Here is a 16,967-nt window from a genome sequence, read left to right as displayed (position 1 = left end):
GTACTTCGGCAAGCACGCCTGGGGCAACGCCACCCTGGCCGACCTGCTCGCCGCCCTCGAAGAAGCCTCCGGCCGCGATCTGTCCTGGTGGAGCGACGAATGGCTGGAGACCACCGGCCTGAACACCCTGCGACCGCGGTACGAAGTCGATGCCGACGGCCGGTTCAGCCGCTTCGAGGTCGAGCAGAGCGGCGCCGAGCCCGGGGCCGGTGAACGCCGGACCCACCGCGTCGCGATCGGTGTCTACCGCTCGGACGACACCGGGAAGCTGGTGCGCGCCCACCGGATCGAGCTGGACGTCACCGGTGCGCTGACCCCGGTCCCCGAGCTCACCGGCCTCCCGGCGGGCGAACTCGTGCTGGTCAACGACGACGACCTGACCTACTGCAGCCTGCGCCTGGACCCGCGGTCGCTGAGCACGCTGATCGACCGCATCGCCGACATCACCGACCCGCTCCCCCGCAGCCTCTGCTGGTCGGCGGCCTGGGAGATGACCCGCACGGCCGAGTTCCGCGCCCGGGACTACGTCAGGCTGGTGGCCGGGGGCATCGCCGCCGAGACCGAGCTGAGCGTGGTGGAGGCGCTGCTCACCCAGGCGCGGACCGCGCTCGATTCCTACGCCGACCCCGAGTGGGCGCGGCACCACGGCTGGCCCGAGTTCACCCGCGTGCTGCGGGAACTCGCCGCCGACGCCGAGCCCGGTTCCGACCGGCAGCTCACCTTCGTCAACGCGCTGGCCGCGGCCCCGCTGGAGGACGCGCTGCTGGACCACCTGTCCGGCTGGCTGGACGGGACCGCGCCACTGGCCGGGCTGACCGTGGACACCGACCTGCGCTGGCGGCTGCTGCACGCCCTGGTCGCCCACGGCCGGTCCGGTGACAAGGAAATCGACGAAGCACTCGAACTCGACGACACCGCCGCGGGCCGCCGCCAGGCCGAGCGCGCCCGCGCCCTGCGCCCCACCCCGGAGGCCAAGGCCGAGGCGTGGCGGCGGGCGCTGACCGACGACGACCTGCCCAACGCGGTCAGCGACGCCATCATCGGCGGGTTCCGCCACCCCGCGCAGCGCGAGCTGCTGGCCGGGTACGGCGCCCGCTACTTCGCGGAGATCGGCGAGCTCTGGGCGCGGCGGTCCAGCGAACGCGCGCTGCCCGCGGTGGTCCACCTCTTCCCCGGCTGGGAACTCACGCCGGAGAACCTGGCGGCGGCGGACGAGTGGCTCACCGGAGCGCACCCGGCCGCGCTGCACCGCCTGATCGTCGAGCTGCGCACGGAAATGCTGGTGCGGCCGATGGCCGCGCGCGAGCGCGACGTGACTCCCCCGACCAACCGCTGACGAGAGGGCATCCTTCGGTGGACTTCAGCATCACAGCCGAGCAAGCGGCGCTGCGCCGGTCGGTCATCCGGTTCGCCAGGACCGAGCTGAGCGACGCGGCGGCCGAGAGCGACCGGCAGGCCCGGCTGGACCGGGAATCGTGGAAGAAGTGCGCGGCCTTCGGCCTCACCGGCTGGCCGATCCCCACCGGGTACGGCGGTTCCGGGCTCGACCCGGTCACCATCGCCGTCGGGCTGGAGGCGCTCGGGTACGGCTGCCGGGACAACGGCCTGGTGTTCGCGCTGAACAACCACCTGTGGGCGTGCGCGGTCTACCTGGTCGAGCACGGCACGGAGGAGCAGAAGAACCGCTTCCTGCCGGGACTGGCCGACGGTTCGCTGATCGGCGCGCACGCGCTGACCGAGCCGGAATCCGGTTCGGACGTGCTCGGCATGCGCACCACCGCGGTCCGCGAGGGCGACGAATACGTGTTGCACGGCACCAAGACCTTCATCTCGAACGCCCCGGTCGCCGACGTGTTCCTGACCTTCGCCCGCACCGGCGGCCCGGACGCCCCGGCGGCCGGCGCGCTGACCGCGTTCGTGGTGACCAGGGACCTGCCCGGGGTCACGGTGAGCCGCAGCTGGGACAAGGCCGGGCTGCGGTCGACCGAGATGGGGCAGGTGGAACTCGACGGCTGCCGGGTGCCCGCGGCCAACCTGCTCGGCGCCGAGGGCAACGGGTTCAACCTGTTCACCAGCTCCATCGACTGGGAGCGCAGCCTGCTGTTCGCCAGCCAGATCGGCGTGATGGACCGGGTGCTCGACGACTGCGTCGCGCACGCCCGCGACCGCGTGCAGTTCGGCAGGCCGATCGGCACCAACCAGGCGGTCCGCCACCGCATCGCCGACATGAAGGTCCGCCTGGAGCTGGCCAGGCTGGCGCTGTACAAGGTCGCCTGGCGCAAGCGCGAGGGCCACCTGGCACCGCTGGACGCGGCGATCGCCAAGCTGGCGATCAGCGAGAGCCACCTCAGCTCCATGCTCGACGCGGTCCAGTTGCACGGTGCCCGCGGGTACCTCACCGAGTTCGGCGTCGAACGCGAGCTCCGTGACGCGCTCGGCGGCACGATCTACGGCGGTACCTCGGAAATCCAGCGCGACATCGTCGCCAGCCTGCTCGGCGTGCCCAGCTGAGCGTGACCGCCGAGGAGGCACCCATGGCCGAACACCGCATCGCGCTGACCGCACCGCTCCCCGCCGAACTGACCGGGGAACTGGCGCAGCGCATCTACTTCCTTTCCGAGTCCATTGTGGACTTCAAGCTGCCCGGGCCCGGCGGCGACCTGACCGAGGTGGTGCTCAGCACCGACGGCCCGGCCGACACCGCCGAGCTGGCGGCCAAGGTCAACCGGATGGCCGACGAGGAGGTCCGCCCGCAGCGCGCCGGGCCACCGCGGGTCGTCTGGAGCTCACCCCACGCCGGTGAGGTGCACGACGTCGCCGAGGAACTGCTCACCTCGGGGGAACTGGTCCACATGGGACCGGGGCAGTTCGCGCTCGGCCCGGCCGTCACCGCGCTGATGGAGTACTTCGACCGGCGGCTGACCGAGCTGGTCTCCGCCGAGTTCGGCGCGCGGCAGTACCGGTACCCGACGCTGATCGCGACCGAGACGATGCGCCGGTGCGGGTACTTCACCTCGTTCCCGCACTTCCTGATGCTGGTCACCCGGCTGCACGCGGACGCGGACAACTACCGCGGCTTCCTCTCCGACGTCCAGGCGGGCGACGGGGAACTGCCCGGCCTGCTGGACTACTGCGGCGACACCTCGCACTGCCTGCCGCCGACCATGTGCTACCACACCTACCGGCACCTGCAGGACCAGCCGCTGCCCGCGCCCGGCCTGGTGATCACCGCGCGCGGCAAGTCCTTCCGGCACGAGTCGCGGTACTGGCGCTCGCTGGAACGACTGTGGGACTTCACCATCCGCGAGATCGTCTTCCTCGGCACGCGGGAGCGGGTGCTCGAGCAGCGCCGCCGCATGCTGGAGCTGACCACCGCGTTCGCCGAGGAACTGGGGCTGGGCGGGCACTGCGAGGTCGGCAACGACCCGTTCTTCGGCAGCGTCGAGTCCCCGCAGCGGGCGTGGTCGCAGCGGCTGCTGGAACTCAAGTACGAGCTGCGGCTGCCGATCGGGCCGGAGAAGACGCTGGCCGCGGCCTCGTTCAACTTCCACGACGACTTCTTCGGCCGGTCGTTCGGCATCCGGCCGCACGACGGCGGCGAGGGCCCGGTGATCACCGGCTGCGCGGGCATCGGCCTGGAGCGGTTCACCTACGCGTTCCTGTGCCGCCACGGGGTGGACCCGGCCGGGTGGCCCGCCGGCGTGCGCATCGAGACGAATCCGAAGGTGAGGCTGTGATGGCTGGGAAAGAGAACATCGGCGTGGTCGGCGCGGGGACCATGGGCACCGGGGTGGCGCACCTGTTCGCCGCGGCCGGGCACCAGGTGGTGCTGGTCGACACCGCCGAGGCAGCGCTGACCAGGTCCCGCGAGCTGATCGAGCGGAACGTCGCGCTCTACCCGCTGGTGGATCCCGCCCTGCCGCGGCTGGACCCGGCGGAGGTGACCGGCCGCATCGTGTTCTCCGCCAATCCGCACGACCTGAAGAACAGCGACTTCGTGGTGGAGAACGTGACCGAGAAGCGGGAGGTCAAGGAGGCGCTGTACCCGCAGCTGGACTCGATCTGCCCGCCGCACTGCGTGATCGGCGTGAACACCTCGGCCATCTCGATCACCCGGCTGGCCGGGCGCACCGAGCGACCCGACCGGGTGATCGGCACGCACATCATGAACCCCGCGCCGCTCAAGCCGCTGGTCGAGGTGATCCGCGGGACGCACACCTCCGCCGAGACGGTGGACCGCACCCAGGCGCTGTTCCGCCAGGCGGGCCGCGACAGCATCGTGGTCAACGACGCGGCGGGCTTCGTCACCAACCGGGTGATGATGCTGACCGTGAACGAGGCGATCTTCCTGCTGCACGAGGGCGTCGCCGATTCGGCCGCCGACATCGACCGGTTGTTCAAGGACTGCTTCGGGCACCGGATGGGGCCGCTGGCCACCGCGGACCTGATCGGCCTCGACACCGTCCTGCTGTCGCTGGAGGTGATCCACGACAGCCTGCGGGACAGCAAGTACCGGCCGTGCCCGCTGCTGACCCGGCTGGTCGACGCCGGGCTGCACGGGGTGAAGAGCGGCCGCGGTTTCTACGACTACGCCTGAGCGAAAGGGTGCCATCCATGGAAAACCACGAGAACCACCTGGCCACCGTGCGCGAGTACATCACCGCGCACCTCGGCGGCAAGACCGTGCCCGACAACGAGGACCTGTTCACCGGCGGGCACCTGAACTCGCTGTTCGCCGTCCAGATCGTGGTCTGGCTGGAGAAGGAGTTCGGCATCGCGGTGCGCGGCGGTGACCTCACCCTGGACAACTTCCGGTCCATCGGGGACATCGCCGCGTTCATCGGGAAGAACGGCGCGCCGGTCGGCTGAACCCCGGCGTGCGAAGCCCCCGCTTCCGTGGGAGCGGGGGCTTTCGCGCGTCATCCGGACATGCTCAGCGCCCCGCCGGTGAGCACGCGCAGGCACCTCGTGGCGGGGCTGGTGCCCGGTACGCCGAGCCAGCCGGGGTCGACGTCCTCCGCCCAGGCGGCGATCTCGGCGGCGATCGCGAGTGCCCGTTCGTCGTCCCCGCACACCAGCGCCTCGGCCAGCCGCAGGAACGCGCCGGGCCGGGTGCCGTCGAATTCGCGGGCCAGCACGCCGATCTCGCGCGCGAGCGGACGGCCGTGGTCCGGGTAGACCGCCGCCAGGCAGGCCAGGACGTACCGCGTCGCGGGTGGCTCCTCGGGCCACCGCGCGAGCAACGCGGGCAGTTCCCCGCCGATCGCCTGGTGCACCTCCTGGGTCCACGGTCCCGCCTGAGGCAGGCGCCGTTGGGCGGCGGCAGGTTCGGCATCGTCGAGAAGGCCGGCACCCCACTGACCGGCCGCGTAGAGCAGGCACAGCAACAGGTCGAGCCGCTGGGGCGCGGCGAAGGAACCCACCAGGCCGGCGAGCACGGCGAGGCCGGGGGCCGTGGCCGAGTAGCAAGTTCCTTGGTGCAGCAGGTCGTCGCCGTACAGTTCGTCGAGGGTGTCCGCCCACTCGCCGGTGCCGGCGGCCAGCGCCCGGATCAGGTCCGGCACGTCGTCGGCCGGGCCGTGCGCGTGCTCGAGCCGCGACCAGTCGACGGCGTCCAGCGCGGTCAGGTCGGCCGGGGTCGTCCTGACCGCATCCGGGGTCAACGCCATCGGAGCGGCGGGAGGTGCGGGGACGGGAACCGGCGGACGCACTCCCGAGCCGGTCGCCACGATCGGCGCCTGGGCGGGGAGGAGCCGCAGCATGTCCGGGTCGCACCGGAGGCCGCCGTCCGGTCGTCCGTCGTGCCGCCGGGCCAGCACCGCCGCCTCCCGGCCGGCGGTGTCGATGGCGCGCTGCCCGTCCGTGCCGGGTGGGTAGGGCCCCTCGTCGAGTGCGGTGACGTGCCACCCGTCCCCGGGTCCGGGCCGGGCCAGCACGCGGGCGAATCCGTACCCCGCCAATGCGGTGACGAGTGCCTGCGCGCGTTCTCGGTCCGGCACCACGAAAACGTGGGTGCCCGCCACCGCCGGTCTGCCTGACATCGAGTTCGTTCCCTTCGCCGTGCCGATGCCGGAAAGACTGCCGCATTCGGCGGCGGCACCCGCGAAAGGGCCCCGATCCCAGCGCGGGATCGGGGCCCTGATCGCGAAAAGCGGCGTCAGCTGTCGTCGCGCTCGACGTAGAGCTTGGCGGACGAGAGCTTGTCGATCTTCGCGTTGAGGTCGTCGAGCGAGGCCTTCAGCTCGGTCAGTTCGTTGATGTGCGCGGTGTTGTCCCCGCTGCTGACCGGCGCCTTGATCGAGCCCCAGATGTCGTTCTCGGCGTACTCCACCTCCCGCAGCACGCGGTCGATCACGCCCTCGGTGCTGCGCACGATGCTGGCCAGGTACAGGAAGATGGTGTTCTTGTCCCGCTCGACCAGGTCCTTGGTGCTGCCGAGGATGTCGTTGATGTAGTTCTTGATGAAGTTGCCTTCTTCGGTCTTCTTCTCTTCGGTCTCGGCCATCTCGTTCCTCTCCTTGGGTCTCAGGGTCGCCTCCGCGCCCCGGTCACGCCCGGCGCACCGCCACCGGGATCCGCCGCGGCGCCCACATGCCCTGCTCGTAGAAGGGCAGCGGGTCACCGCTTTCGATGCGGAGGTCGGCGAAGCGGTCGAACAGCAGGTTCGCCGAGACCGCCGCCTCCATTCGGGACAACGGGGCGCCCACGCAGAAGTGGATGCCGTGCCCGAAACTGATGTGCCCGTTGGGCGTGCGGCCGATGTCGAACTCGTCGGGCCGGGCGAACCGCCGCTCGTCGCGGTTGGCCGAGGAGAACCACAGCATCACCAGCGACCGCGCCGGGATCGGGGTGCCTGCCACCTCGGTGTCCTGGCTGGTCACCCGCATGAACCGGGTGCCGGATGGCCGGTACCGCAGCACCTCCTCGACCGCGGCCGGGATCAGGCTCCGGTCGGCGCGGAGCCGGGCCGCCACCTCGGGGTGCTCGTCCAGGCAGAGCAGCATGTTGCCGATCAGCCCGTTGGTGCTGAAGTGCCCGACGAACAGCAGCGCCAGGCAGATGTTGACGACCTCGTCCTCGTCCAGCCTGCTGCCGTCGTCCTCGGCCGCGGCGAGCTTGCTGATCAGGTCGTCGCCCGGGGTGGCCAGCCTGCCCCGGTACTGCTCGGTCAGGTACCCGCGGATCTCGCCGGTGACCCGGCTCATCATGCCGCCGTAACCCTCTTCGTCGTCGGTCGGATCACCGACCTGCAGCGAGGCGAGCTTGTCCGCGTAGCTCAGGAACAGCTGGCGGTCCGACACCGGCACGCCGAGCAGTTCGGCGATCAGCATCGCGGGCAGCGGCCAGACGAACTTCTCCACCAGGTCGAACCGGTCCTGGCCGTCGAGTTCGTCGAGCAGCGCGTTGCCCAGTTCGTAGGTGCGCCGCTCGTACTCGCGCACGTTGGTCCTGGTGAACGCCTGGCCGACCAGCGCGCGCAGCCTGCGGTGGTCGGGCGGGTCGGTCCACGCCGGGTTGCCGCGGGTGATGTCCTCCGCGCCGAGCACGTCGCGGTTGAGCCCGGAGGAGAACACCCCGGGATCACTGGCCACCCGCCGCACGTCGTCGTACCGGACGATGTGGAACACCCCGTGCTCGTCGCGGTGCACCGGTTCCTCGGCCCGCATCCGCCGCAGCCACTCCAGTTGTGCCGCGCCGCCGTCGGTCAGCGGCGGTGGCGGCCCCGGGTGCGTGGCGGCCGCTGTGGTCTCGGTCATCTCAGCCCTCTTTCCACTGACTCGCACTCAGCCGCTCCAGGCGCTGGTGCAGTTCGTCCACATAGGTCTCGGACTCGGGTTTCATCAGCACGCTGCGCAGGATCCGGGTGGCCTTCGCGTCCGGGCGCACCGCCGGGTGCAGGTCGGCGAAGGTGTCGGCCTCGATCCGCATCAGGCTGAGGAACACCGGGTCGGCGCCGTCGTGCATGCCCGCCTCCAGCATCGCCGCGCACTCGCGGTCGATCCCGGACAGCGAGGCCCCCGCCAGGCGCGGGAAGTAGGTGACGATGTCCAGCTCGGGTTCCTGGTGCAGTTGCAGCCGGTCCGAGTCCGCCATCAGCCCGGCCAGGCGCAGCGCCGCCCGCCGGTTGGCCGCGAGCACCTCACCGAGCCCGTCCGCGGTCGGCGGCAGCAGCTGGAAGGTGAACCACAGCGCGGCGGCCGCGGCACCGGCGCGCGAGCACTCCAGGCTGATCTCGCCCAGGTGCAGGTCCGCCGGGGTGAAGTAGGTGTACGGCGAGTCGTGCACGTAGAACTTCGCCACCGCGGGATCGGCGAAGATCACCGAACCGCAGCCGTAGGGTTGCAGGCCCTGCTTGTGCGGGTCCACCACCACCGAATCGCAGTCGCGGACCGCCGCCCACGGCGCCGGGTCCAGCCCGTGCGTGCCCGCGAGCACCGAGTAGAAACCGCCGTACGCGGCGTCGACGTGGAACCGCACGTCGTACCGCTCCCGCAGGGCCATCGCCTCGGCCAGCGGATCGATCGCGCCGACACCGGTGGTGCCGAGGGTGAACACGACCGTGCCCACCTTCCCGGTCCGCAGCAGGTCCTCCAGCGCGTCGAGGTCCATCCGGCCGTACCGGTCGGCGGGCACCGCGTAGGAGTCCATGCCCAGCAGGCGGGTCATCCGCTCGTGCGTGTAGTGGCTGGCCGAGCTGTAGGCCACGCCCCGGTCCGGGTGCAGGCAGCGGGCGACGTAGAGCGCCTCCAGGTTCGCCATGGTGCCGCTGGAGGTGAGGTGCCCGAGGTGGTGGTCGAAGCCGAACATGGTGGCGAGCTGGTCGATCACCTCGCGCTCCATCCGGTCGGTGACCGGGCCGCCGTCGGAGGAGTGGTTGTTGGGGTTGATCAGCATCGCGCTGAGGTAGGCCACCACCGCGGCCTCGTGCGGTGGCTTGAGCATCTGCCCGATGTAGCGCGGGTGGAAGAACGGGTAGTTGCCGTGCAGCAGCTTCTCGTAGTTCTCGAAGACCGTGCTGAAGCGGTCGTCGCTGACCTCCAGCGAGGGGTGCCGCGCGTACGGCGCGAAGGTCGACGTCCACTGCCCGTGCCCTTCGACCGCACGCCCGATCCAGTAGGGAAGATCCACCGTGTCCAGCCTTTCGACAAGCTTCACCTGGTGACGGTCACCGGCAGTGTCTTGATCCCGTTGACGAAGTTGGACCGCAGCCGGGTCACCGGGCCCGCGAGCTGGATCTGCTCCACCCTGGCCAGCAACTCCTCGAACAGGATCCGCAGTTCGAGGCGGGCCAGTGCGGCGCCGAGGCAGAAGTGGGGGCCGCCGAGCCCGAAGGTCAGGTGCTCGTTGGGCCTGCGGCCCACGTCGAACTCGTACGGCTTCTCGAAGGCGGCCTCGTCGCGGTTGCCGGAGGCGAACCACAGCACCACCTTGTCGCCCTCGCGCACGCGCTGCCCGCTGATCTCGGTGTCCCGGGTGGCGGTCCGGCGGAAGTGGTAGACCGGCGACGACCAGCGCAGGAACTCCTCCACCGCGGTGTCCACCAGCGACGGGTCCTCCTTGAGCCGCCACCACTGCGCCGGGTGCTCCGCCAGCGCGTGCACCGCGGCCGAGATGGCGTGCCGGGTGGTCTCGTTGCCCGCGACCACCAGCAGCAGGAAGTAGTTGTCGAAATCGGTCGGGGTGAGCGGGACGCCGTCGCGGGGCACCGTGTTCACCAGCCTGCTGACCAGGTCGGTACCGGTGCCACCACGGCGTTCCGCGGCCAGTTCCCGGCCGTACTCGAAGATCTCCAGCGCGGCCGGGCTGCGGAACGGGACGTGCTTGTAGCGCTCGCTGTCCTCGCTCTCCAGCAGCACGTCGGCGCAGTCCGGGTCGTTGTTGCCGATGATCCGGTTGCCCCAGGCGATCAGCCTGCCGGTGTCCTCGGCAGGCACGTCCAGCATCAGCCGGGCCAGCACCATGATCGGCAGCTCGGCGGCGATCTCGGCGACCAGGTCGAACGAGTCCGCGGCCAGCGCGGTGTCCAAAGTGGAGGCGGTGAGCCCGCGCAGGAACACCGCGTACTGCGAAACCAGCTTCGGGCTGAACTCACGGCTGAGCAGCAGGCGCATGGCCCGGTGCCGCTCGCCGTCGGTCTCCATCAGCGAGCGCCGCCGGTCCCGCAGTGCCGGATCGGTGACCTCCTCCAGGTTGGTGAACTGCTCGGAGGTGAAGGTGGCCGCGTCGCGGTTGACCGCGACCAGGTCGTGGTAGCGGGTGACCGCCCAGAACCCGCTGTTGGGTGCCGCTTCGGGCTGCCAGTGCACCGGGCTCCGCTCGCGCAGGACGTCGAACATCCGCCACGGGGCCTCGGGCTCCAGGAATCGGTCCACATCGGACAGGTCCACTTCGTCCAGGCGCATCGGGAATCCTCGTCAGCTCGGTCTCGGGAGTGCGTCACAGGTGCGGCAGGTACTCACGCAGCTCCCAGTCGGTCACCCAGCGCCGGAAGCGGGCCGTCTCGTCGCGTTTGACCCGGTCGAAGGCGGCCACCAGGTCCTTGCCGACCGCTTCGGTGAACTCGTCGTCGGCGACCAGGGCGTCCAGCGCGGCGTCGAGCGTTTCCGGTAGCGCGGGCGCTCGGGTGCCGTCGTAGCCGTAGCCGCTGGTCGGGTCGGTGGGTTCCACGCGGCCCTCGATGCCCAGCGCCACCGCGGCCAGCACCCCGGCCACGGCCAGGTACGGGCTCGCCGCGGCGTCACCGAGGCGCACCTCCAGCCGGGTGGAGGCGCCGCGCTCGGGCGGCACCCGCACCATGGTGGAGCGGTTGTCCATGCCCCAGTCGGCCAGCGCGGGCGCCAGCGTGTCCGGGCCGAGCCTGCGATAGGCGTTCACCGTGGGCGCCAGCAGCGCGCACAGCGCCGGGGCGTGGCGGAGGATGCCGCCGACGGCGTGCCGCGCGGTGGCCGACAGCCCGGCGGGCGCTCCGGCGGCGGCGAACTGGTTGCGGCCGTGCTCGTCGAGCAGGGACAGGTGCAGGTGGAAACCCGACCCGCCCTCCTCGTTGAACGGCTTGCCGACGAAGGTCGCGGTCAGCCCGCGCTGGGCGACGAACTCGCGTACCGCGTGCTTGAACCGGAAGGCGCGGTCGGCGGCGTCCAGCGCGGTCGAGTGGCCGAGGTTGACCTCGAACTGCCCGGCGGCGAACTCGTGGTTGACCGCGGTGACGTCCAGCTCGGCCGCGCGCAGCATGGTCAGCAGCGCCGGGGCCAGCCCGTCCGGGTCACCGCGGTGCCCGACGCGGTAGACGTTGCCGGAGGAGTCCCCGTAGCGGGTCCAGGCACCATCCTGGCCGGACAGCACGAAGAACTCCAGTTCCGGCCCGATCACCGCGCGGCTGCCGAGCCCGGAGAGCCGCTGGACCGCGGCCTTCACCGCCCCGCGCGGGCACTCCCCGATCGCCAGTCCGGTCGCCGGGTCGAGCATGTCGCCGAGGCAGGACTGGTACCCGGGTTCCCACGGCATCGGGGCCAGCGTCGAGCGGTCCGGCCGGAACACCACGTCCGGCAGGCCGTCGGACAGCGAGTGCTCACCGTCGAGCGTGCCGCCCTGGGTGGTGGTGTAGTAGACCGCGCGGCAGAAGTGCAGTCCGCCGGAAAGGGAACCGAATACCTCCGACGGCAGATCGCGGCCGCGTTCGGTGCCGATCAGGTCGGGATACTGGATCCGCACCGTTCCGGCGTTCTCCACGATGAACCATCGCCTTTCCGGGAAATGAATGGTGGGACAGAAATGGCCGTGGGGCCGGCGCGTCGTCCTCGATCTCGTTTCAGCGTAGCGATCCGGAAGACGCCTAGCCATGGGAAAACCGTCTCCGTTGGCGACCCGCTGTCTCGAATGGCGAGCGCTCCCGGTGCAGTTGATTGCCGTACCGGAAGCACCCGGATAACGTCACCGCCATCCACCCAGAATTCGTTCGAGGGAGCTACATGCCGGTTACGACGGTTTCCGGAACCCCGGTCGGCACCGGGCATTGGATCGGCGGGAAACGGGTCGAATCCGCCGAGCGCTTCACTTCCTGGTCGCCGATCGACGGGCGCGCGCTCGGGGAGTTCGCGCGGGGCGGTCCGGCCGAAGTGGACGGTGCCGTGCGAGCCGCGGCCACCGCGTTCGAGCACTGGCGCCGCACCGATCCCGCGCGGCGGGCCGAGGTGCTGCACCGGATCGCCGACGAGGTGGAACGCCGCACGCCGGAACTCGCCGCGGTCGAGACCGAGGACAACGGTGCCCTGCTGCGCTCGCACCTGCTCGGCGTGATGCCGAGGGTGGCGCACAACTTCCGCTTCTTCGCGGACTGGCTCACCGGCGAGCTGGCCCTCCCCGACTTCGACACCCGGGGGCACCGCAACCGCGTGTCGTGGGATCCCGCCGGGGTCTGCGCGCTGATCACGCCGTGGAACGCGCCGCTGATGCTGGCGTCGTGGAAGATCGCCCCGGCGCTGGCGGCGGGCAACACCGTGGTGCTCAAGCCGGCGGAGTGGTCCCCGATGACCGCGTCCCTGCTGGCCGACATCACCGCCGATGCCGGACTGCCCGACGGTGTGTTCAACGTGGTGCAGGGGTTCGGGCCCGAGGCCGGCGCGCCGCTGTGCGCGCACCCGGACGTCCGGCGGATCAGCTTCACCGGCTCCGAGCCGACCGCCCGGCGCATCGCGGCGGCCGCCGCCGACCACCTCACGCCGGTGTCGATGGAACTGGGCGGCAAGTCCCCGCTGCTGGTCTTCGACGACGCCGACCTCGACCTCGCGGTCGACCTGGCGGCCGAGCAGTTCGACAACGCGGGCCAGGTCTGCCTGGCGGCCACCCGGATCCTGGTCCACTCCCCCGTCGCGGCGGAGTTCACCTCGCGCCTGCGGGCCGCCATCCGCGGCCTTCGCCAGGGTGATCCCCGGCTGCCCGAGACCGGCATCGGCCCGAACATCCACCCCGACCACCTCCAGCGCGTCGACGGTTTTGTCCGGCGGGCGGTGGCCGAAGGCGCCCGGGTGCTCGAAGGCGGCGGGCCGAACACCGACCTCGGCGGCAACTACTACCGGCCCACGCTGCTCGCCGACGCTCCCGCGGGCGCGGAAATCCTGCGTGAGGAGGTGTTCGGGCCGGTGCTCACGCTGGAGGAGTTCGATTCCGAGGAGGAGGGCGTCGCGCTCGCCGGGAACACGCGCTTCGGGCTGGCGGCCACCGTCGTCACCGGCGACCCGGCCAGGGCGGAACGGGTGTCCGCCGAGTTGACCGCGGGCACGGTCTGGGTGAACTGCTTCTTCGTGCGCGACCTGCGCGCGCCGTTCGGCGGTGCCCGCCGCTCCGGCATCGGCCGGGAGGGCGGCACCTGGAGCTTCGACTTCTTCTGCGACGTCAAGAACACCGTGACCAGCCCGAAGGGATGGATGTAGATGGGTGAGATAGCCGGCGGCGGGCTGCTGTCCCACGTGCCGACGATCATGCTGCCGGAAGCTGTGCGGCGGGAACTGAACCACGGCAACGAGTCCACTTTGGCCACCGGCCTGCACCGCCTGCGTTCGGAGGTCTTCGACACCGCCGACTACGACACGGTGGTGGTCTTCGATTCGCACTGGGCGACCACCGTGGAATTCGTGGTCGCCTCGCACGCCTGCCGGGCCGGACTGTTCACTTCGGACGAACTCCCGCGCGGCATGTGCCGAATCCCCTACGACTATCCCGGCGACCCGGACCTGGCGCACGCCCTGACCGCCCGCGCCGACGCGCACGGCACGTGGATCACCCCCATCGACGACCCCTGCCTGCCGGTTTCCTATGCCACCTTGAACCTGTGGGCGTATCTGGGGGTGCCCGGGAAGCGCTGGCTCAGCGTCAGCGTCTGCCAAACCGGCGACGCCGAGGACCACCTGCGCCTGGGCCGCGCCCTCGCCGACGCCGTCGCGGCCACCGATCGCCGCGTACTGCTGATCGCGTCGGGTGCGCTCAGCCACCGTTTCCACTCCCTGCGCGACCTGCGCGCCCACGAGGCGGCGGGCGCCGAGCACATCCACAGCCAGGAGGCGGTGGTCGCCGACGCCGAGCGCATCGACTGGTTCGAGTCGGGTGACCACGCGAAGGTGCTGGCCACCATGCCGGACTTCCTCCGGTTCAAGCCGGAAGCCGGGTTCGCGCACTACCTGATGCTGGCCGGTGCGCTCGGTGAGCAGGACTGCACCGCCCCAGCGCGGCGGTACAGCGACTACGAGAACGCGATCGGCACCGGTCAGGTCCACCTGTGGTTCGACCGGCCGGCCGGCGGATGGACTGGAGGAACCCGATGACCACCGAATACCGCAGGATCCTGCTGGACGGCACCCCCACCGAAGTCCGCCGCGAGGGCGACCGGCTTCGAGCCCCGGACGGCCGCACCGTCGCCGCGGAGACCGCCATCCACCTGCCCCCGGTGAGTCCCTCCAAGATCATCGCCGTACACCTCAACCACCGCAGCCGCTTCGAGGAGTTCTGCGCCAAACCACGCACAGCACCGACTTATTTCCACAAACCGGTGTCCACCCTGACCGGCCACAACGGCCACGTGGTGCGGCCGGAGGGGTGCAAGTGGCTGAACTACGAGGGTGAGATCGCCGTGGTCATCGGCCGGACCGCCCGCAACATCAGCGTGGCCGAGGCCCCGGCGTACATCCGGGGTTACACGCTGGCCAACGACCTCGGCCTGCACGACTTCCGCGACACCGACGAAGGCTCGATGCTGCGGGTCAAGGGCGCGGACACGCTGTGCCCGCTGGGGCCGGGGCTGGTCGAAGGCTGGGACCCGCGCGGCCGGTGGCTGCGGACGCGGGTGAACGGCAAGGTGGTCCAGGAAGGGACCACGGACGAGATGACGTGGGACATGCACTACCTGGTGGCGGACATCGCCCGGCTGATCACCCTGCAGCCGGGGGACGTCCTGCTGACCGGCACCCCGGCGAACTCACGCCCGATCCAGCCCGGCGACACGGTAGAGATCTCCGCGGACGGCCTGGGCGTCCTGCGGAACACCGTGGTCACCGGCCCGGTCCCGGTCACCGGCCCGATCGGCGCGCAACCCACGGAATCCGAACAAGTCCTCTCCACCGCCCAAGGCGGCGACTGGGAATTCCGCGGCATCCGCCCGCCACACCCCGCCTGACCATGCTGTGAATGTGGCTTTCACTGCGGAATCGGCAGTGAAAGCCACATTCACAGCACCACGAACACCTACCGGCAGCCGGGCACCTACCGGCAGCCGGGCACCAAAACGACACCACCTACCCACCCAGCCCTCCCCATCCCCGGTTCACAGCCAAAAACACGGCGAAGGCCCCGATGTCAAGGCATCTTTCCCGCCTTGACATCGGGGCCTTCGCCGTAGTCACACTAAAAAACCGGGGTGGCCCACCGCCCCCACCAAGCCCCCAACCCACCAAAATCACACCTGGACAGCCACCCAATCCCCACCCAGAATCGGCACGTTTTCGTCGTACCGCCCCGCCGCCGCCTCTCCCGTCAGGTACAGCCAAGCGGGCACCTCCGCCCACTCCCCGTTCGCCGCGAGGTAGGCGACCGGCCGCGTCACCCGCGTGTACAGGCAGTCCGCGGGACGGTCGGGGTGGTACCGCTCCAGCCGGTCCAGGTCGGCCATCGCCGCCTCGTAGCCGGCCTCGGTGAGCACCATCAGCTCACCGATCACCTGCTGCCCCGGCCGTTCCAGCGCGAACGGGATCCGGTCCCCGAACAGGCCGAGCCCGCTCACTCTGGCCGGGAACCGCTCGGCCACCCGCTCCGCGATCAGCCCGTGGTTGCGCTGCCCGCTGCGCAGGGTCCCGTACACAAAAACCGGAAGCCGTTCCACCGCGAAAACCACCCTCCACTCAGTACCAGCGCAGCACAGCCGCGCCCGCCGTCATCCCGGACCCGATCGCCGCCATCATCACCAGGTCACCCCGCTTGGCCTCCAGCTGGCTCAGCACCAGCGGGATCGACGCCGAACCGGTGTTCCCGCTGTAGACCCCGGGCACCGGGCACTTCGCCGGGTCCAGCCCCATCGTCTCGATGCAGTCCGCCAGCATCTGCGGGTTCGCCTGGTGGAAGACGAAGTGGTCGATCTGGTCCAGCGAGACCCCTGCCTGCTCGGCCACCTCGTGCACCAGCTTCGGCACCACGTCCTCGAAGTACTCTCGCACCGGGCGCCCGTTCATCACCATGTACCGCTCACGCGAATCCACCGTCTCCGCGTCGAGCGGGCGGCGGCTGCCACCGGCGGGCTGGCCGACGAAGTCGGCGTTGCACCCGTCGGTGATCAGGGAGTGCGCGAGCAGACCGTAACCGTCCGGCACGCGGCCCACCCGGGTGGCGGCCGCACCGTCGCCGAACACCGTGACCGTCTTGCGGTCGGGCTTGTAGAGCACCTTCGAAATCGTGTCGGACCCGATGACCAGCACCTCGTCCAGCGACGGGTCGGCACACAGCAGCGAGTGCGCCATCACGAACGAGAACACGTACCCGGAGCAGGCGGCGCTCAGGTCGAACGCGAACGCCCGGCCCAGCCCCATCCGGCCCTGCACGATCGCCGCGGTGGACGGGAAGTTGTGGTCCGGCGTGCTGGTGCCGAGGATGACCGCGCCGACGCTGGCCCGCTTCTCCTGGCAGCCCTCGTACAGCTTCTCCACCGCGAGGCAGGCGATGTCCGAAGTGGACACGTCGTCGGCGGCGTAGTGCCGCTCGACCACCCCGGTGCGTTCGAGGATCCAGGACGGCTCCTGCCCGACCCAGGCACCCACCTGGTCGTTGCCGACCACCCGGGGCGGCAGATAACCGGCGGCGCCGAGAATTCCTGTGGACATGACAAAGCTCCTTACAACGCGGCGAGCGGGGAAAGGCCGATTCATCCCGAAATTTACCGTCCGGGGACAGGCCGTTCAAGGAATTGCGATACAGCGACAAAAACCCGG

At 70.7% G+C, this 16,967-nt stretch carries 16 protein-coding genes; 8 read left to right on the top strand and 8 right to left on the bottom strand.

Annotated features, from left to right (window positions below):
* The 5 genes from JYK18_RS46340 to JYK18_RS46320 all read left to right on the top strand — a co-directional run.
* Positions 1–1,336 (top strand): ERAP1-like C-terminal domain-containing protein (locus tag JYK18_RS46340; protein ID WP_206810772.1); only part of this gene is annotated, 1,336 nt, incomplete at its 5' end.
* 17 nt (positions 1,337–1,353) lie between these two features.
* Entirely contained in the window at positions 1,354–2,511 is a 1,158-nt protein-coding gene (locus JYK18_RS46335; protein WP_206810769.1) for an acyl-CoA dehydrogenase family protein, read from the top strand.
* 23 nt (positions 2,512–2,534) lie between these two features.
* Entirely contained in the window at positions 2,535–3,737 is a 1,203-nt protein-coding gene (locus tag JYK18_RS46330) for a hypothetical protein (RefSeq protein WP_206810768.1), read from the top strand.
* Positions 3,737–4,597: a 3-hydroxyacyl-CoA dehydrogenase family protein gene (locus JYK18_RS46325; protein WP_206810766.1), complete on the top strand. Its 861-nt coding sequence runs from the start codon at positions 3,737–3,739 to the stop codon at positions 4,595–4,597. Before JYK18_RS46330 ends, JYK18_RS46325 begins: the two co-directional genes overlap by 1 nt.
* Positions 4,598–4,614: 17 nt before the next feature.
* Positions 4,615–4,869: an acyl carrier protein gene (locus tag JYK18_RS46320; RefSeq protein ID WP_206810764.1), complete on the top strand. Its 255-nt coding sequence runs from the start codon at positions 4,615–4,617 to the stop codon at positions 4,867–4,869.
* A gap of 50 nt (positions 4,870–4,919) precedes the next feature.
* On the opposite strand, the gene JYK18_RS46315 is transcribed toward JYK18_RS46320, so the two are convergent.
* The 6 genes from JYK18_RS46315 to JYK18_RS46290 all read right to left on the bottom strand — a co-directional run bounded on the left by JYK18_RS46315 (position 4,920) and on the right by JYK18_RS46290 (position 11,730).
* Positions 4,920–6,041 (bottom strand): hypothetical protein, encoded by a 1,122-nt coding sequence (locus JYK18_RS46315; RefSeq protein WP_206810762.1) that lies wholly within the window; start codon positions 6,039–6,041, stop codon positions 4,920–4,922.
* Between the two features lie 116 nt (positions 6,042–6,157).
* A complete protein-coding gene (locus JYK18_RS46310) occupies positions 6,158–6,505 on the bottom strand; it encodes a hypothetical protein (RefSeq protein WP_206810761.1) in 348 nt (115 codons plus the stop codon).
* 43 nt (positions 6,506–6,548) lie between these two features.
* On the bottom strand, positions 6,549–7,757 hold the full coding sequence (locus tag JYK18_RS46305; RefSeq protein ID WP_206810760.1) for a cytochrome P450: 1,209 nt from the start codon (positions 7,755–7,757) through the stop codon (positions 6,549–6,551).
* Position 7,758: 1 nt separating this feature from the next.
* Positions 7,759–9,129 (bottom strand): aminotransferase class I/II-fold pyridoxal phosphate-dependent enzyme, encoded by a 1,371-nt coding sequence (locus JYK18_RS46300; protein WP_206810854.1) that lies wholly within the window; start codon positions 9,127–9,129, stop codon positions 7,759–7,761.
* Between the two features lie 23 nt (positions 9,130–9,152).
* Entirely contained in the window at positions 9,153–10,403 is a 1,251-nt protein-coding gene (locus tag JYK18_RS46295) for a cytochrome P450 (RefSeq protein WP_206810758.1), read from the bottom strand.
* Between the two features lie 34 nt (positions 10,404–10,437).
* Complete coding sequence (locus JYK18_RS46290) at positions 10,438–11,730, bottom strand: glutamine synthetase family protein (RefSeq protein ID WP_206810756.1); 1,293 nt, start codon at positions 11,728–11,730, stop codon at positions 10,438–10,440.
* Positions 11,731–11,969: 239 nt separating this feature from the next.
* Between JYK18_RS46290 and JYK18_RS46285 the strand changes: the two genes are divergently transcribed.
* Genes JYK18_RS46285 through JYK18_RS46275 form a run of 3 tightly spaced genes read left to right on the top strand, consistent with a single transcriptional unit; the run spans position 11,970 to position 15,166 of the window.
* The gene (locus JYK18_RS46285; RefSeq protein ID WP_206810754.1) at positions 11,970–13,430 is read left to right on the top strand and encodes an aldehyde dehydrogenase; all 1,461 of its coding nucleotides are present in this window, start codon (positions 11,970–11,972) and stop codon (positions 13,428–13,430) included.
* Positions 13,431–14,318: a catechol 1,2-dioxygenase gene (locus JYK18_RS46280; RefSeq protein ID WP_206810751.1), complete on the top strand. Its 888-nt coding sequence runs from the start codon at positions 13,431–13,433 to the stop codon at positions 14,316–14,318.
* Positions 14,315–15,166 (top strand): fumarylacetoacetate hydrolase family protein, encoded by an 852-nt coding sequence (locus JYK18_RS46275; protein WP_206810749.1) that lies wholly within the window; start codon positions 14,315–14,317, stop codon positions 15,164–15,166. Before JYK18_RS46280 ends, JYK18_RS46275 begins: the two co-directional genes overlap by 4 nt.
* 279 nt (positions 15,167–15,445) lie before the next feature.
* Here the strand turns inward: JYK18_RS46275 and JYK18_RS46270 are convergent, their stop codons facing one another.
* The gene (locus tag JYK18_RS46270; protein ID WP_206810746.1) at positions 15,446–15,868 is read right to left on the bottom strand and encodes a gamma-glutamylcyclotransferase family protein; all 423 of its coding nucleotides are present in this window, start codon (positions 15,866–15,868) and stop codon (positions 15,446–15,448) included.
* A 19-nt stretch (positions 15,869–15,887) separates the two neighbouring features.
* Positions 15,888–16,859, bottom strand: coding sequence for a 3-oxoacyl-ACP synthase III family protein (locus JYK18_RS46265; protein ID WP_206810745.1), 972 nt, complete (start codon positions 16,857–16,859; stop codon positions 15,888–15,890).
* Positions 16,860–16,967 lie beyond the last annotated feature (108 nt).

It is taken from the genome of Amycolatopsis sp. 195334CR, from assembly GCF_017309385.1.
Taxonomy (GTDB): Bacteria; Actinomycetota; Actinomycetes; order Mycobacteriales; family Pseudonocardiaceae; genus Amycolatopsis.
Note: the sequence above shows the minus strand (reverse complement) of the source record. Positions and strands in the feature narration are given on the sequence as shown.

Excerpts from the sequence above, each read along its gene's own strand:
- JYK18_RS46330 (WP_206810768.1), top strand. The coding sequence starts at position 2,535 with ATGGCCGAACACCGCATCGCGCTGACCGCACCGCTCCCCGCCGAACTG.
- JYK18_RS46325 (WP_206810766.1), top strand. The coding sequence starts at position 3,737 with ATGGCTGGGAAAGAGAACATCGGCGTGGTCGGCGCGGGGACCATGGGC.
- JYK18_RS46320 (WP_206810764.1), top strand. The coding sequence starts at position 4,615 with ATGGAAAACCACGAGAACCACCTGGCCACCGTGCGCGAGTACATCACC.
- JYK18_RS46315 (WP_206810762.1), bottom strand. The coding sequence starts at position 6,041 with ATGTCAGGCAGACCGGCGGTGGCGGGCACCCACGTTTTCGTGGTGCCG.
- JYK18_RS46310 (WP_206810761.1), bottom strand. The coding sequence starts at position 6,505 with ATGGCCGAGACCGAAGAGAAGAAGACCGAAGAAGGCAACTTCATCAAG.
- JYK18_RS46305 (WP_206810760.1), bottom strand. The coding sequence starts at position 7,757 with ATGACCGAGACCACAGCGGCCGCCACGCACCCGGGGCCGCCACCGCCG.
- JYK18_RS46295 (WP_206810758.1), bottom strand. The coding sequence starts at position 10,403 with ATGCGCCTGGACGAAGTGGACCTGTCCGATGTGGACCGATTCCTGGAG.
- JYK18_RS46285 (WP_206810754.1), top strand. The coding sequence starts at position 11,970 with ATGCCGGTTACGACGGTTTCCGGAACCCCGGTCGGCACCGGGCATTGG.
- JYK18_RS46280 (WP_206810751.1), top strand. The coding sequence starts at position 13,431 with ATGGGTGAGATAGCCGGCGGCGGGCTGCTGTCCCACGTGCCGACGATC.
- JYK18_RS46275 (WP_206810749.1), top strand. The coding sequence starts at position 14,315 with ATGACCACCGAATACCGCAGGATCCTGCTGGACGGCACCCCCACCGAA.
- JYK18_RS46265 (WP_206810745.1), bottom strand. The coding sequence starts at position 16,859 with ATGTCCACAGGAATTCTCGGCGCCGCCGGTTATCTGCCGCCCCGGGTG.